Source organism: Burkholderia sp. Ac-20379, from assembly GCF_017104645.1.
Classification (GTDB): Bacteria; Pseudomonadota; Gammaproteobacteria; order Burkholderiales; family Burkholderiaceae; genus Burkholderia.
Genome location: NZ_JAAGPF010000170.1, coordinates 1 through 15,558, shown reverse-complemented (window position 1 = coordinate 15,558; position 15,558 = coordinate 1). Strand labels below are relative to the sequence as shown.

Annotated in this window: 15 protein-coding genes and 1 pseudogene; 12 read left to right on the top strand and 4 right to left on the bottom strand. The window is 68.7% G+C overall.

The window, feature by feature from the left end:
- From G3N92_RS20640 to G3N92_RS20620, 5 genes are all read left to right on the top strand, one after another.
- A partial coding sequence (locus tag G3N92_RS20640) for an ABC transporter permease (RefSeq protein ID WP_206129436.1) occupies positions 1 to 850 on the top strand: 850 nt, incomplete at its 5' end.
- A 19-nt stretch (positions 851 to 869) separates the two neighbouring features.
- A complete protein-coding gene (locus tag G3N92_RS20635; RefSeq protein WP_206129435.1) occupies positions 870 to 1,697 on the top strand; it encodes an ABC transporter permease in 828 nt (275 codons plus the stop codon).
- 333 nt (positions 1,698 to 2,030) lie between these two features.
- The gene (gene zapE / locus G3N92_RS20630) at positions 2,031 to 3,056 is read left to right on the top strand and encodes a cell division protein ZapE (protein ID WP_206129434.1); all 1,026 of its coding nucleotides are present in this window, start codon (positions 2,031 to 2,033) and stop codon (positions 3,054 to 3,056) included.
- A gap of 108 nt (positions 3,057 to 3,164) precedes the next feature.
- Positions 3,165 to 3,602 (top strand): DUF2471 family protein, encoded by a 438-nt coding sequence (locus G3N92_RS20625; RefSeq protein ID WP_206129433.1) that lies wholly within the window; start codon positions 3,165 to 3,167, stop codon positions 3,600 to 3,602.
- 154 nt (positions 3,603 to 3,756) lie between these two features.
- Positions 3,757 to 5,016 (top strand): MFS transporter, encoded by a 1,260-nt coding sequence (locus G3N92_RS20620; RefSeq protein ID WP_206129432.1) that lies wholly within the window; start codon positions 3,757 to 3,759, stop codon positions 5,014 to 5,016.
- Positions 5,017 to 5,068: 52 nt separating this feature from the next.
- Here the strand turns inward: G3N92_RS20620 and G3N92_RS20615 are convergent, their stop codons facing one another.
- Positions 5,069 to 5,710, bottom strand: coding sequence for a GntR family transcriptional regulator (locus G3N92_RS20615; protein WP_206129431.1), 642 nt, complete (start codon positions 5,708 to 5,710; stop codon positions 5,069 to 5,071).
- A 106-nt stretch (positions 5,711 to 5,816) separates the two neighbouring features.
- Here G3N92_RS20615 and G3N92_RS20610 point away from each other — a divergent pair, with 106 nt between their 5' ends.
- Together G3N92_RS20610 and G3N92_RS20605 are read left to right on the top strand one after the other, a co-directional pair.
- Positions 5,817 to 6,293, top strand: coding sequence for an OsmC family protein (locus tag G3N92_RS20610; protein WP_206129430.1), 477 nt, complete (start codon positions 5,817 to 5,819; stop codon positions 6,291 to 6,293).
- A gap of 100 nt (positions 6,294 to 6,393) precedes the next feature.
- Positions 6,394 to 7,341, top strand: coding sequence for a hypothetical protein (locus G3N92_RS20605; RefSeq protein WP_206129429.1), 948 nt, complete (start codon positions 6,394 to 6,396; stop codon positions 7,339 to 7,341).
- 53 nt (positions 7,342 to 7,394) lie between these two features.
- Here the strand turns inward: G3N92_RS20605 and dctA are convergent, their stop codons facing one another.
- Together dctA and G3N92_RS20595 are read right to left on the bottom strand one after the other, a co-directional pair.
- Positions 7,395 to 8,747, bottom strand: a complete 1,353-nt coding sequence (gene dctA / locus G3N92_RS20600) for a C4-dicarboxylate transporter DctA (RefSeq protein ID WP_206129428.1) — start codon at positions 8,745 to 8,747, stop codon at positions 7,395 to 7,397.
- Between the two features lie 162 nt (positions 8,748 to 8,909).
- Complete coding sequence (locus tag G3N92_RS20595; protein WP_206129427.1) at positions 8,910 to 10,076, bottom strand: mandelate racemase/muconate lactonizing enzyme family protein; 1,167 nt, start codon at positions 10,074 to 10,076, stop codon at positions 8,910 to 8,912.
- 98 nt (positions 10,077 to 10,174) lie between these two features.
- On the opposite strand from G3N92_RS20595, the gene G3N92_RS20590 reads away from it, so the two are divergent.
- Positions 10,175 to 11,134 carry a LysR family transcriptional regulator gene (locus G3N92_RS20590; protein WP_206129426.1) on the top strand — a complete coding sequence of 320 codons (960 nt, stop codon included), beginning with the start codon at positions 10,175 to 10,177 and terminating at the stop codon, positions 11,132 to 11,134.
- 54 nt (positions 11,135 to 11,188) lie between these two features.
- Here the strand turns inward: G3N92_RS20590 and G3N92_RS20585 are convergent, their stop codons facing one another.
- Complete coding sequence (locus tag G3N92_RS20585) at positions 11,189 to 12,151, bottom strand: D-glycerate dehydrogenase (RefSeq protein ID WP_206129425.1); 963 nt, start codon at positions 12,149 to 12,151, stop codon at positions 11,189 to 11,191.
- A gap of 290 nt (positions 12,152 to 12,441) precedes the next feature.
- Here G3N92_RS20585 and G3N92_RS20580 point away from each other — a divergent pair, with 290 nt between their 5' ends.
- The 4 genes and pseudogenes from G3N92_RS20580 to G3N92_RS20565 form a co-directional block, all read left to right on the top strand.
- Positions 12,442 to 13,221, top strand: coding sequence for an SDR family oxidoreductase (locus tag G3N92_RS20580; RefSeq protein WP_206129424.1), 780 nt, complete (start codon positions 12,442 to 12,444; stop codon positions 13,219 to 13,221).
- Between the two features lie 74 nt (positions 13,222 to 13,295).
- A complete protein-coding gene (locus G3N92_RS20575) occupies positions 13,296 to 14,615 on the top strand; it encodes an MFS transporter (RefSeq protein WP_206129423.1) in 1,320 nt (439 codons plus the stop codon).
- A gap of 31 nt (positions 14,616 to 14,646) precedes the next feature.
- A complete protein-coding gene (locus tag G3N92_RS20570; protein ID WP_206129422.1) occupies positions 14,647 to 15,033 on the top strand; it encodes a VOC family protein in 387 nt (128 codons plus the stop codon).
- A gap of 49 nt (positions 15,034 to 15,082) precedes the next feature.
- Positions 15,083 to 15,558 (top strand): annotated as a pseudogene (locus tag G3N92_RS20565) (citrate synthase); the annotation flags it as partial.

Below are 15,558 nucleotides of genomic sequence, written 5' to 3'. Positions count from 1 at the left end.
CGAGCCGGCCTGGAAGCCGGTGCTGATCGCCGCCGACGCGCGCTGGGGCGCGCCCGGCACCTGGCGGCTGCTCAAGCGCGCCGCCGCGCCGTGGACGCCCGACTATCTGCTGAACGGCGTCGACGCGCAGGTCGCGCCCGACGGCCACGTGAGCGCCGTGCCGCCGAGCAGCGCCGTGTATCGCGCGGCGTTCCTGCGCACCGTGTCGATCAGCGCGACCGTCACGCTGCTGTGCCTGCTGCTCGCCTACCCGGTGGCCTGGATGCTCGCGAACCTGCCGCCGAAACAGGGCAACCGGCTGATGCTGTTCGTGATCATCCCGTTCTGGACTTCGCTGCTGGTGCGCACCACCGCCTGGTACGTGCTGCTGCAGCCGGGCGGCGTGGTCAACAGCGTGCTGCTGTCGCTGCACGTGGTGCAGGCGCCGCTGCAGTTGATCTTCAACCGCGCCGGCGTGCTGATCGGCATGACGCATGTGCTGCTGCCCTACATGATCCTGGCGATCTATTCGGTCATGAAGAGCGTGCCGCCGATCTACCTGCGCGCGGCGCAATCGCTCGGCGCGCATCCGGTGGTGGCGTTCGTGCGCGTGTACATGCCGCAGACGCTGCCCGGCGTGGGCGCCGGCTGCTTCCTGGTGTTCGTGCTGGCGCTCGGCTACTACATCACGCCCGCGCTGCTCGGCGGCGCCGGCGACGAAATGATCAGCCAGCTGATCGCCTCGCAGACCAACGACCTGTTGAACTGGGGCCTGGCCGGCGCGCTGTCGGCCTACCTGGTGATCTTCACGGCCGTGTTCTATTTCATCTTCAACCGGCTGGTCGGCGTCGACCGGCTGCGCTTCGGTTGAGCGCCCACGGAGATCCCTCGTGCAACTGACGAACAGCATTCCGTCGGTCCGCCTCGCGAAGCTCGGCACGCGCCTGCATTGCGCGCTCGTGCTGGCGTTTCTCGTCGCGCCGATCCTCGTGATCATCCCGCTCTCGTTCAATTCGGGTTCCTACTTTTCGTACCCGATGGAGGGCTTCTCGCTGCGCTGGTACGCGCAGGCCTTCGGCAGCGCCGATTGGCAGCGCGCGTTCGCCAACAGCATCGGCATCGGCGCCGTCTCCACGCTGATCGCCACCAGCCTCGGCACGCTCGCCGCGCTCGGGCTGGCGCGCGAGAACTTCCCGCTGCGCGCGCTGATCATGCCGCTGCTGATCTCGCCGATGATCATCCCGATCGTGGTGGTGGCGGCCGGCTTCTACCTGATCTTCGCGCCGCTCGGCCTCGTCAATTCCTATACCGGCGTGGTGCTCGCGCACGCGGCGCTCGGCACGCCGTTCGTGGTGATCACGGTGACGGCCTCGCTGCTGTCGTTCGACCAGAGCCTGCTGCGCGCCGCGGCCGGGCTCGGCGCGCCGCCGTGGGTGACGTTCCGGCGCGTGACGCTGCCGCTGATCCTGCCCGCCGTGGCGACGGGCGGCGTGTTCGCGTTCGCCACCTCGTTCGACGAGGTGATCGTGATCCTGTTCATCGGCGGCCCCGATCAGCGCACCGTGCCGCGCCAGATGTGGAGCGGCATCCGCGACCAGATCGATCCGTCGATCCTGGCCGTGGCCACGGTGCTGATCGTGTTCGCGATCGCGCTGTTCTCGTCGATCAACTGGCTGCACGGGCGCGCGCGGGCTTCGGCGGCGGCTGCGGTGGAGTAACGCGGTTTCGGCGGCTTGCGCCTGTTCCGGCGGTTCCGGCGGTTCCGGCGGTTCCGGCGGTTTCGGCGGTTCCGGCGGTTTCGGCGGTTCCGGCGGTTTCGGCGGTTTCGGCGGTTTCGGCGGTTTCGGCGGTTTCGGCGGTTTCGGCGGTTTCGGCGGTTTCGGCGGTTTCGGCGGTTTCGGCGGTTTCGGCGGTTTCGGCGGTTTCGGCGGCTTAGGCCGCTTGGCCGCTTGCGCCTGTTCCAACCGCCTCGGGCAGGCCGCGCAACCGGCCGCTGTGGCAGACTGTCGGCCGTTTTCCACCGCGCGCGGCCCGAGACGCCGCCGACCTCCATGCCGACGCTGCCCGCCTGGCTCACCGCCGAACTCGCCCGCCGCCGCCTGACGCTCGACGCCGATCAATCGGCCGCCGCCGCGCAACTCGACGCGCTGCTCGCGGGCCGGCTGCCCGAGGCGACCATCGGCGCGTACTGCTACGGCCCGCCCGGACGCGGCAAGAGCCTGCTGGCCGCGCTGTTCCACGAGGCCTGGCCCGGCCCGCGCGTGCGCACCCACTTCCACGCGTTCCTGCGCGACGTGAACCGCCGGCTGGTGGCCGCGCCGCCGTCCGACGACAAGCTCGGCGACGTGCTCGCGCAGTGGCTCGGCGAAAGCCGGCTGCTGTGGTTCGACGAGTTCCACGTGCACGACATCGCCGACGCGCTGATCCTCGCCGCGCTGCTGCGCGTGGCGATCGCGCGGCGCGTGGTCCTGCTGTTCACGTCGAATCAGCCGCCCGCCGGGCTGCTGCCCGATCCCGAGTTCCATCACCGCTTCGAGCCGACCATCGCGCTGCTGAACGCGCACTGCCTGATGCTGCCGTTCGAGGGCGCGATCGATTACCGGCGCGTGCGCGAGCGCGCGATCGCACATGCGCCCGACGCGCCGGTTCCGGCCCACCGCGACGACGACACCGCCATCGCCGCGCTGTTCGCCCGCCACGGCGATGCGGTCGCCGCGCGCGACGCCGTGGTGCCGATCGCCACCCGCCCGCTCGCGGCCCGCGCGGCCGGCGCCCATACGCTGCTGTGCGGTTTCGACGCGCTCTGCGCGCAAGCCCGCTCGCATCTCGACTATCTCGATCTGGCCGCGCGCTACCGCGTGCTGATCCTCGACGCCGTCGCGCTCGACGCCGCCACGCCGCGCGCCGTGCTGCAACGCTTCGTCTGGCTGGTCGACATCGTCTACGACCATCAGGGCCTGCTGCTCTTCCTCCACGACGCCGATTTCGAGACGCGCACCGGCGCGCGGCCCGACGTGCACGGCGTCGAGCGGATGTGGTCACGCATCAGCGAGATGCGCGCCGCACGGGGCGTCTGACTCTGCCCCCATCTTCGTCGGGGCGTGCAAGATAAATCGCGGCCGCGATTGCATACGCCAAAAAGACTGTATATATTCACAGTACCCGATCACCCGACGAGGGCCTTCATGACGACGATGTCCGACCTGAGCCAAGCCAGCCAACCCGCCGCACGCCCCGATTCCGACTGGCTGGTCGACGATTACGAACTCGAGCAGATGGAAGCGCAGCGCATGCGCCATCGCGCCACCCAGGATCTGCAGCAGGTGCTCGTCGCGCTCGCGCGCCGCGCCTTCGGCCCGCGCCGCGGCAGCCCGTTCGGCGAGCTGCGCGGCCCGAGCTGGTCGATGCTGCTGGCCATCGAGGCGCGCGCGTTCAACGATCCGGGCCTGCGCGCCCGCCACGATCCGGCCGTGCTGGCCTCGCTGCCGCGGCTGGCCGCGCGGCGCGGCATCGAGGACGAACTCGACGCCGAAGCGAACCTGCGCAGCGACGACGACGACACCCCGTTCGTGATCGGCGTGGCCGCCGCGCTGCTCGGCGCGCACGAGGAAATGGCCGACTGAAGCGGCGCGGCCGGCCTGCCCTGCCAGGGCTTCGCACAGGCGGGTAGTGCCGATACCGGTATCTCCGGACGTCTGTTTGCGCGCCGCCGCGCGGCGTAGGATCGTCGGCGCGTCGATGCGACGCCACCGACACCCACGATACCGAGGCACCGCGATGAGCCGTCCCCCTTCCCCCGCCGCGCCGTCGTCCGCCGAAGACGGCCACGCGCACTGGCGCCGCAATCTCGCCGTCTGCGTATTCGGCTCGTTCACCACCATCGTCTCGATGACGCTGCTGCTGCCGTTCCTGCCGCTCTACGTCGAGCAGCTCGGCGTGCACGACCCGGCCGCGATCGTGCAATGGTCGGGCGTGGCCTACGGCGCGACGTTCTTCACAGCCGCGCTCACCGCGCCGCTGTGGGGCCGCCTCGCCGATCGCTACGGCCGCAAGCTGATGCTGATCCGCGCGAGCCTCGGCATGACCATCGTGATGTCGCTGATGGGCATCGCGCACGACGTCTGGCAGCTCGTGGCGCTGCGGCTCGCGGTGGGCCTGCTCGGCGGCTATGCGTCGGGCTCCACCGTGCTGGTCGCCACGCAAACGCCGAAGGCGCGCTGCGGCTGGGCGCTCGGCGTGCTGTCGTCGGGCATCATGGCCGGCAGCATCGCCGGCCCGCTGATCGGCGGCTGGCTGCCGTCGGTGATCGGCATCCGCGCCACGTTCCAGTGCTCGGGCGCGGCGATCGGCGTGGCGTTTCTCGCCACCGTGTTCCTGATCAAGCGCGACCGCCCCGCCGCGGCCGGCCGCGGCGCGGCCGACAAGCCGGGCTGGGCCGCGCTGCCCGACAAGCGGCCGGTGGCCGCGATGCTCGTCACGGGCGCACTGCTGATGCTGGCCAACATGTCGATCGAGCCGATCATCACCGTCTACGTCGCGCAACTGGTGCCCGCGCGGCAGGTCACGTTCGTGGCCGGCCTCGTGATGTCGGGCGCGGCGCTCGGCAGCATCCTGTCGGCTTCGCGGCTCGGCAAGCTGGCCGACCGCATCGGCCACTGGAACGTGATCGTCGGCTGCCTCGCGGCGTCGGCCGTGCTGCTGATTCCGCAGGCGTTCGTCACGCAGGGCTGGCAGCTCATCGCGCTGCGCTTCGCGATGGGCATCGCGCTCGGCGGCCTGCTGCCGTGCGTGGCCAGCGTGATCCGCCACAACGCGCCGCCGGCCGTGGCCGGCACCATGCTCGGCTATTCCACTTCGTCGCAATACGTCGGGCAGGTGGCCGGGCCGCTCGCGGGCGGCTACTTCGGCGGCCATTACGGCATGCGCTCGACGTTCTTCGCCACCGCCGCGATCATGGCGGCCGGCGCGATCGGCAACGCGCTGGTGCGCAAGCGCGTGGCGCATTCGGACGGCGGCGCGCGAGCGGCCGCCGATTGAGCATCGGGCGGGCGCTTGCCGCGTTGCCGCGCCGCTTCGCGGCGGCCCGTGTTCAGGACGCCGTCACGATCCGCAAGACGATCGCCCTGGCCGATTCGAGATGCGCGGCCGTCATCGCCCGCGCGCCGCGCGCATTGCGCTCGCGGCATGCCTGCAGGATCGCCGCGTGCTCGACCTGGAACGACGGCGTTTCGGCCAGCAGCGTGCTCTGCAACCGTTCGTAGCGTTCGACCTGGCCGCGCAGCGCGGCGATCGCCGCCAACTGGCGGCCGTTGCCGCACCCCGCATAGAGCAGCGCATGAAACTCGCGGTTCAGCTCCCCCTGCCGCTGCGCCGTCCCGGCCTCGCCCAGCAGCCGGTGCACGAGCTCGGCGCGCGCCAGCGCCTCGTCGTCGAGACGCTTGACGCTGCGAAAGATCGCATCGCCCTCGAGCAGCACGCGCAGGCCGTAAATCTCCTCGACGTCGTGCGCATCAAGCGTGCGCACCACCGCGCCGCGATTGCGGAAAATCGCCACCAGCCCTTCGTGTTCGAGCTGCTGCACGGCCTCGCGCAGCGGAATCCGGCTGATGCCGAAACGCTCGGCCAGATCGCGCTCGACCAGCCGCGCCCCGCTCGCCAGCTCGCCGCTGTTGATCAGTTCGCGCAGCGACGCCGCGATCACGTCGGCCGTCGAATCGAGTTTCGTTTCCATCCCGGCTCCAGGTTCAATTTGGAATAATGGTATACCAAATGGGATTCCGGTGACACAATGGCGACCGTTCGGACAACGCATTTCTTCAACCTGGCGGGAGAATTCGATGGCATACGGCAAGCACCATTACCGCGTGGCGGTGCAGTGGACAGGCAACCGCGGCAGCGGCACCTCGGGCTATCGCGACTACGGCCGCGATCACACGATCCGCTCGGGCGCGAAGCCCGAGATCGCGGGCTCGGCCGACGCGGCGTTTCTCGGCGACGCGGCGCGCTGGAACCCGGAAGACCTGCTGCTGGCGTCGGCCTCGGCCTGTCACAAGCTCTGGTATCTGCATCTGTGCGCGGATGCCGGCATTCGCGTGCTCGCCTACGAGGACGACGCCGAAGGGACGATGCTCGACAGCCCCGAACAGGGCCGCTTCACCGAAATCGTGCTGCGCCCGCGCGTGACGATCCGCGCCGGCGACGATGCCGAGCGCGCGCACGCGCTGCATCACGCGGCCCACGAGAAGTGCTACGTGGCGAACTCGGTCAATTTCCCGATCCGCTGCGAGGCGACGATCGCGGTGGCGGCTCAGTAAATACGGCACGGGCGCGCAGCGGTAGCGGCAAGCGAAGCGGCGCACCGCGCCCGCGCGCCTCGCGTGTCACAATCGCCGCTCCTTCCCTCCGCCTGCCTCCATGCTCCGTCCGCTCTCCTCGCTCGCCGCCCTGCTCGCGTTCTCCGCGCTTTCCACGGGCGTTCATGCCGACACGTCGTATTTCCACAAGACCCTGGAAGGCCATATCGGCGGCCGCTACGCGTTCACGATGGATCTCAAGAACCTCGACGGCACGCTGAGCGGCAATTACCACTACGCCGGCAAGCAGAACAATCTCTACCTGAACGGCAAGATCGACGCGGCGGGCAAGCTCACGCTCGACGAGACGCCATCCTCGGGCAAACGCTCCGGCACGTTCACCGGCACGCTGACCGGCGGCACGTTCGACGGCACCTGGACGTCCGCCGACGGCGCGCACCGCCTGCCGGTGGACGCGCATCAAACCGCCGAAGTCGTGATCGGCTCGAAGCGCGAGTTGCTGACGCAAGCTGTCGGCGCCTACCCGCTCGACACCGTCAGCGGCTCGGGCGGCGCCAACAGCATGTGGGATACCTGGCGTACGAAGGGCGGATGGACGTCGAACGTCTCGGGCATCGAGAACGCGCAGCGCGCGTTCAGCACCATCAAGCTGACGCCCGCGGAGCGCCGCCGTCTCGACAGCATGACGATCACCGTCGACGCCGCGCTCACCACGCGCCTGAACGTCGACGGCAAGACGGTGCTGTCGATTCCGTACCGCGACGCCGGCATGCAGTACGAGATCGGCAAGCCGCACGACGGCACGGCGGCCGACGACCTGAAGGGCCTGTCGCCCGCCACCACCGTGCGCGACGAGCATCTGTACCTGCTGGCCAGCGACCACCCCGGCTGGCTGCCCGCGTTGTCGGGCAGCTTCAACGCCTATACCGACGACGTCGCGCTCGCGACCGTGAACTACGACGTGGTCGGCAAAACGTTCCAGGTGTTCCTGCGCGACAGCCTGTGCTGCGGCGGCACGGCGTTCACGTTCGCCCGCCAACCGCACTGAGCGCAGCGCGGCGAGCGGCGCGGGCCGCTATCGGGCCGCCATCGCGCCGCCGCTCAATGCGCGCCGCGATGCGCCGCCGGCAGGCCCGGCGCGCCGCGCCCCGCTTCCGTCTCGACCGGCAATGCTTCGGGTTCCTCGACATAACGCCGATCCAGCACCGCGCGCGCCCGGTCCAGATCGAGCGCGCCTTCCCAGCGCGCCACCACCACCGTCGCCACGCCGTTGCCGATCAGGTTCGTCACGGCGCGCGCCTCGTTCAGGAAGCGGTCCACGCCCAGCAGCAACACCAGGCCCGTGACGGGAATCTGCCGCATCGTCGCGAGCGTGGCGGCCAGCGCCACGAAGCCCGCGCCGGCCACGCCGGCCGAGCCCTTCGAGGTCAGCAGCAGCACGCCGAGCACCAGCAGTTGATCGCCGAGCGACAGATGGATGTTCATCGCCTGCGCCACGAACAGCGCGGCCATGGTCAGGTAGATCGCCGTGCCGTCCGCGTTGAACGTGTAGCCGGTCGGCAGCACCATGCCCACCACCGGCCGCGCGCAGCCCATGCGCTCCATCTTCATCAGCATCTGCGGCAGCACCGCCTCGGTGGATGCCGTGCCGAGCGTGATCAGCAGCTCGTCCTTGATGTAGCGGAGATACTTCCAGAGCGACAGCCCGCACAGGCGCATCACGAGGCCGAGGCCCAGCGCGACGAACAGGATCGAGGTCAGATAGAGGCACAGCATCAGTTCGCCGAACGAGGCCAGCGTGCCGATGCCGTACTTGCCGATCGTGAACGCCATGCCGCCGAACGCGCCGATCGGCGCGGCCACCATCACGATCCGCACCACGCCGAACATTCCCTGCAGGAACATGTCGAGCATGTCGACCAGCGGCGCGGTGCGCGGCCCGAGCTTGGCCAGCGCGATCGCGAAGATCACCGAGAAGAAGATGATCGGCAGGATCTCGCCCTTGGCGAACGCGCCGACGATGCTGCCCGGCACGATGCTCATGAAGAACTCGAGCATGCCGTGCTGCTGCGCGGCGTGCGTGTAGGTGGCGATCGAGGCGGCGTCGAGCTGCGCCGGGTCGATGTTCATGCCCGCGCCGGGCTGCACGACGTTGACCACCACCAGCCCGATCAGCAAGGCGAACGTCGAGGCCACCTCGAAATAGAGCAGCGCCTTCGCGCCGACGCGCCCGGCCACGCGCAGGTCGCTCATGCGCGCGATGCCTACCACCACCGAGGCGAAGATGATCGGCGCGAGCGCCATGCGGATCAATTTGATGAACAGGTCGCCGAGCGGCTTCAACTGCGCGCCGGCATCGGGATAGAAGTGGCCCACGGCCACGCCGGCGACGATGCCGATCAGGACCTGGACGTACAAACGCGATAGCGACTTCCGGATTCTCGTTACGAGCATGGCTGTCTCCTGTGCATGCCGTCGTCTGACTGGAGCGGACGCTCGCGCGATGACGCCGTGCGCCGCGTGTCTTGTTGTCGTGTTGTTATCGTCGCGGGAGGCCGCCGCCGTGGCGGGCCTCTCGCGATGTGCCGCAGGGGTCGCCGCGGTGGCGGCCGGTGCTTATTCGGCCAGCTTGCGCATTTCGACGATCAGGTCGGCCTTGCCTTCGAAGCCGATGCCCGGCAGATCCGGCATCGTGATGTAGCCGTTGTCGACCTTGACGCCGTCGGGGAAGCCGCCGTACGGCTGGAACAGGTCCGGATACGATTCGTTGCCGCCGAGGCCGAGGCCGGCCGCGATGTTCAGCGACATCTGGTGGCCGCCGTGCGGAATGCAGCGCTTGGCCGACCAGCCGTGCTGATGGAGCATCTCCAGCGTGCGCAGGTATTCCACGAGGCCGTAGCTCAGCGCGCAATCGAATTGCAGCCAGTCGCGGTCGGCGCGCATGCCGCCGTAGCGGATCAGGTTGCGCGCGTCCTGCATCGAGAACAGATCCTCGCCGGTGGCCATCGGCTTGTCGTAGTAGTTGCGCAGCGTGGCCTGCAGCTCGAAATCGAGCGGGTCGCCCGGCTCCTCGTACCAGAACAGATCGTATTGCGACAGCGCCTTGGCGTATTGCACGGCGGTGTCGAGATCGAAGCGGCCGTTCGCGTCCACCGCCAGCTTCTGGCCGTCGCCGAGCACGCTGAGAATCGAATCGATGCGGCGCAGATCCTCGTCGAGCGACGCGCCGCCGATCTTCTTCTTGACCACCGTGTAGCCGCGGTCGAGGTAGCTGCGCATCTCGTCCTTGAGCTTGCCGTGATCCTGGCCCGGGTAGTAATAGCCGCCGGCCGCGTACACGAAGATCTTGCGATCGGGCTGGCCGTTGCCGTAGCGGTCGGCCAGCAACTGGAACAGCGGCTTGCCTTCGATCTTCGCCACCGCGTCCCACACGGCCATGTCGATCGTGCCGATCGCCACCGAGCGCTCGCCGTGGCCGCCCGGCTTTTCGTTCTGGAACATCGTGGCCCAGATCTTGTGCGGATCGAGGTTGTTGCCGGTGTCGTCGACGAGCGAGGCCGGATCGGCTTCGAGCAGGCGCGGAATGAAGCGCTCGCGCATCAGCGTGCCCTGGCCGTAGCGGCCGTTCGAATTGAAGCCGTAGCCGATCACCGGCTTGCCGTCGCGGATCACGTCGGTCACCACCGCCACCAGGCTCAGCGTCATCTTGCTGAAATCGATGTAGGCGTTACGGATGGGGGAGCTGATCGGGACGGTTTTTTCTCGGATTTCGACGATTTTCATGCGGATGTCTCCTGGCAGATACGAATGACGGACGACGCATCATAGCCTCGCCATCCCGCGCTAGAATTCACCCTGTTTCATTTCATAATTCACCAAAAGTGAAAACCGATTCCACCTCCGATTTCGCGTTCTTCGTGCAGCTCGCCAAGCTCAAGAGCCTGTCCGGCGCGGCCCGCTCGATGGGACTCACGCCGCCGGCGGCCACCAAGCGGCTCGGCATCATCGAGGAACGGCTCGGCGCGCGGCTCGTGAACCGCACCACGCGCAGCGTGAGCCTGACCCCGGAAGGCGAAACCTACGCGCGCTACGCGGCGCGCATTCTCGATCAGGTGCGCGAAATGGAGGATGCGATCGCCGGCACGCCGGCCGATCCGCACGGGCGGCTGCGCGTGAACGCCACGCTCGGCTTCGGGCGCACCACCATCGCGCCGCTCGTCTCGGAGTTCGCCAAGCGCTACCCGCACGTGGACGTGCAGTTCGTGGTGACGGATCGCCCCGTCGATCTGGTGGAAGGCGGCTTCGACATGGCGATCCGCTTCGGCGAACTGCCCGACAGCCGGCTGCGCGCGCGGCGGCTGATGAGCAACCGGCGCTTTCTGTGCGCGTCGCCGAAATACCTCGAGCGCTGCGGCACGCCGGCGCGCAAGGAGGATCTGGTCGCGCACCGCTGCATCATCCATACCCAGAACGACGATGCCTACGGCGTCTGGAAGTTCATCCAGGACGACCATCTCGAGGCGTTGAAGGTGAACGGCTCGCTGTCGAGCAACGACGGCGACATCGTGCTGCGCTGGGCGCTCGACGGGCACGGCATCCTGATCCGCTCGGAATGGGATCTGGCCAAGTATCTGCAAAGCGGGCGGCTGCAACTGGTGCTGCCCGAGCTCGTGCTGCCGTCGGCCGATCTCTACGTGTACTACCCGAGCCAGCGCAATGAAACCACTCGGGCGCGCGCGTTCATCGATTTCCTCGTCGAGCGGTTTCAGGCGCCGTTCGTGCCGATCGAGCTGGCGCAGACGCGCGCCGAGGCCAGGAAGCCGGCGCGCAAACGGAAATAGGCCGCACGCGCGGCCTATTCGGCTATTTCGACACCCCGGGATGCTTTGGGATGCTTACAGACCGTTCGGCGCGGTGCGGCCGTCGAGCACGGCCGCCACGTTGTCGAGCGCCGTGTAGCCCATCTGGTCGCGCGTCTCGATCGTGGCGCTGGCCATGTGCGGCGTCAGGAACACGTTGTCGAGCGTGGCGAAGCGCGCGTCGATGTTCGGCTCGTTGCGGTAGACGTCCAGCCCCGCGCCGAACAGGTGGCCCGAGGTGAGCGCCGCGTACAGCGCATCCTCGTCCACCAGCCCGCCGCGCGCCGCGTTGACGAACACCGCGCCCTTCGGCAGCAGCGCGAATTCGCGCGCCGTCATCAGCGGCGAGCCGCCGCCCGGCACGTGCAGCGTGAGCACGTCGCAATGCGGCAGCATCGCGTCGAGGCTCGGATAGAACCGCGCGCCCTCCTCCACGGCCGCGTCGGCCTGGCGCATGTCGGTGTAGGCGATCTTCATGCCGAAGCCGCGCGCGCGCTTCGCCACCGCGCGGCCGATCCGGCCGAAACCGGCCACGCCGAGCGTCTTGCCGTTCACGCGCAGGCCGAGCATGTCGGTCATGCCGAACGACTTGCCCCAGCCCTGCCGCACGATCCGTTCGTACTCCGACGCACGGCGGCACGCGGCCAGCACCAGCAGCATCGAGAAATCGGCCGTGCATTCGGTGAGCGCATCGGGCGCATTGGTCACGGCGATACCACGCGCGCGCGCCGCCGCCACATCCATGTGATCGACGCCCGCGCTCGCGTTGGCGATGATCTTCACGCTCGGCGGCAGCGCATCGATATGTTCCTTCTGCAGTCCTGACTTCTTGCCGATCAGCACGGCCGGCGTCTGGTACTTCGTGCAGAAATCCACGACCGAGGCGGCATCCATGTCGGATTCGGTCACGAAGGCGTTGAACTCGGCTGAGGCGCGGGCGGCCACGGCGGCGGGCACGCGGCGGGCCACCAGCAGCTTCGGGTTGGGTTGAGCGGACATGGTGTTTTCCTTTGGTCGAAATCCGGGCACAGCCTACGAGGCCGGTTCGGCGCAGGTCAATGTTGATTCTGTCGATCAACATCTGTGCAATGCGGCAGGCGCCGAACCGGTCATGGCGCGGCGCGGCCAACCCGGCAGCCTTGCGGGCCCGGCCCCAGGCTCAGGAAAACCCTGATGACGGCCCGCCCTGGCAAGCCGCAGCATGTTGATTGGAAGAATCAAGATTGCCGGTGCTTCGGGGCGGATGCAATTCTGTTCTCGTCCCTACCGACCATCGACGAGATCGCGACATGCAACCAGACACGCAAGGCGCCCCGCAAGGCACTCGTTTCGCCGCCGTCACCGGCGCCGGCTCCGGCATCGGCCAGGCCACCGCCGTGGCGCTGGCCCGCGCCGGCTTCACGGTCGCCCTGCTGGGCCGCCGCGCCGACGCCCTTCAGGAAACCGAAGCATTGATCGACGCGGCCGGCGGCCGGTCGCGCGCGTTCCCCACCGACGTGGCCAGCGAAGCCTCGGTCGACCGCAGCTTCGCCGCGATCGCCGCCGAATTCGGCCGCCTCGACGTGCTGTTCAACAATGCGGGCCGCAACGCGGGCGCCGTGCCGCTCGACGACTACACGCTCGAATTCTGGAACGACGTGCTGGCCACCAACCTGACGGGCGTGTTCCTGTGCGCCCGCGCCGCGTGGCGCGTGATGAAGCAACAGGATCCGCAGGGCGGCCGCATCATCAACAACGGCTCGATCTCGGCGCACTCGCCGCGCCCGAACACGATCGCCTACACGGCCACCAAGCACGCGGTGCTCGGCATCACCAAGTCGCTCGCGCTCGACGGCCGCCCGTACCGCATCGCCTGCAGCCAGATCGACATCGGCAACGCGGCCACCTCGCTGACCGAGCGCATGAACCAGGGCGTGCTGCAGGCCGACGGCCGCATGGCGCCGGAGCCGCGCCTCGACGTCGCGCACGTGGCCGACGCCGTGGTGCAGATGGCGAAGCTGCCGCTCGAAGCGAACATTCTGAACATGACGATCATGGCCAGCGCGATGCCGTTCGTCGGCCGCGGCTGAGCGGCCGCACCGAAGCCAAGCCTCACGGCCGGCCCCCTACACAACAAGATCCGGCCACGAACAGGAGACACGACATGAAGACAGCCGAGGACGCACCGGTGGCGATGCACGACTACGCCAGCCGCACCAGCGCCGCGAAACGCACCAAGGTCCGCTATTTCATCCTCTCGATGTTGCTGGTGGCCACCATCCTCAACTACGTCGACCGCTCCGCGCTCGGCATCGTCGCGCCGGCGCTCTCGAAGGATCTCGGCATGACGCGGATCCAGATGGGCGAGCTGTTCGCCGTGTTCGGCGCGGCCTATTCGTTCGCCCTGCTGCCGGCCGGGATCCTGGCCGACGTGCTCGGCTCGCGCGTGGCCTACGCGCTGTCGCTGCTCGGCTGGTCGCTCGCCACGCTCACGCAGGGCTTCTCGAATGGCTACCGGATGCTGCTCGGCTCGCGCCTCGCGATGGGCGCGCTCGAGGCGCCGGCGTTTCCGTCGAACGCGCGCGCCGTCACGCTGTGGTTCCCGGTGCAGGAGCGCGGCTTCGCCACCAGCGTCTACGTGATGGGCCAGTACATCGGCACGCCGCTGTTCGCGGGCCTGCTGCTCTGGATCTCGCAGGCCTTCGGCTGGCGCGCGGTGTTCTTCGTGACGGGCGGCTTCGGCATCCTGTTCAGCGGGATCTGGTATCTCGTCTATCGCGATCCGACCCGTCACGCCGCGGTCAACGCGGCCGAGCTGGAGCACATCAACGAAGGCCGGCCCGCCGCGCAGAAGCGCCGCGAGCGCTTCGACTGGCGGCTCGCGCTGAAGCTGCTGAGCTACCGCCAGATCCTCGCGATCTGCCTCGGCAAGTTCTGCAACAACTCGCTGCTGGTGTTCTTCACGACCTGGTTCATGACCTATCTCGTCGAGGCCCGCCACATGTCGATGATCAAGGTGGGGATCTTCCAGGCGCTGCCGTTCATCGGCGCGACGATCGGGATCCTGACGGCCGGCTTCCTGTCGGACTTCTTCATCCGCCGCGGCGTGTCGGTGTCCGCCGCCCGCAAGGCGCCGCTCGTGATCGGCACGTTTCTCGGCGCGTCGATCGCGCTGGTGAACTTCGTGCACTCGAACGAAGGGGTGATCGCCATCCTCACCGTGGCGTTCTTCGCGCAGGGCATCGGCTCGATGTCGTGGGCCGCCGTGTCGGAGATCGCGCCGAAGCAGTACGTGGGCCTGACCAGCAGCATCACGAGCCTCGCGGCCAATATCGCGGCCGTCACCACGCCGCTGATGATCGGCTATGTGACGCAGCACACCGGCAACTTCTTCTGGGCGCTGAACCTGATGGGCGCGATGTGCCTGCTCGGCACGCTGTCGTATTCGCTGCTGCTCGGCAAGCTCTCGCGCATCGAACTCTGATCCTCATTCCTTTCACGACCTGCTCCGCACCATGATCGAATTCAAGTGGGACCACCTCCAACTCGCGTCGACCGACGCCGAAGCCACCGCGGCCTGGTTCGCGCGCTGCCTGAGCGCCGAGATCGTGCGCCGCCCGGGCCGCGTCGACCTGCGCCTGGGCGACATCAACCTGTTCATCACCAAGCTTGCGCAGGCCGACGGCGGCGCGCAGGCCGGCCCCCGCGAGGGCATCGATCACTTCGGCGTCCGGGTCGACGATCTGGATGCGGCGTTCGCGCACCTGCAGGCCGAGGGCGCGGAGATCGTCGAGCCGATCAAGCAGATCCGCGCCGGCGTGCGCGGCTGCTTCGTGAAGGCGCCGGGGCAGATCGTGGTGGAGATTCTCGAACGCCGCCCGGCGGAAATGACATTCAACTGAGAGCGGTCTATAGTCGGGCGCATCGCCCCAGCCTCTGAACGCCGCCACCATGTCGAACTGGATCACTCTCGCCGAAGCGACCCGCCAACTCGGCGTGCGGGCGCAAACCGTCTACGCCTACGCGAGCCGCGGCAACATCGCCGTCATGCAGGATCCGCACGATCCGCGCCGCAGCCTGTACCGGGCCGAGGACGTGATCGCGCTGTGCCGCAAGAAGCAGGTGGGCCGCAAGCGCGCGGCGCTGGCGGCCGGCACGATCTTCGGCGCGGAGCCGTGCATCTACAGCGGGCTGACCACGTTCTCGCGCGGCCGGCCGTGGTACCGCGGCCGCGACTGCATCGCGCTGGCCGACAGCGCCACGCTGGAAGACGCCGCCGCGCTGCTGTGGAATTCGCCGACCGCCGTGTCGTTCGCGTTCGCCGACGCGGCGCTGCCCGACGGCGAGCGCGGCCGGCGCTGCGCGTTCACCACGCTGGCCGCGCTGGCCGCCAACGGGCATTCCACGCTGGGCCGCCTCGACAGCGA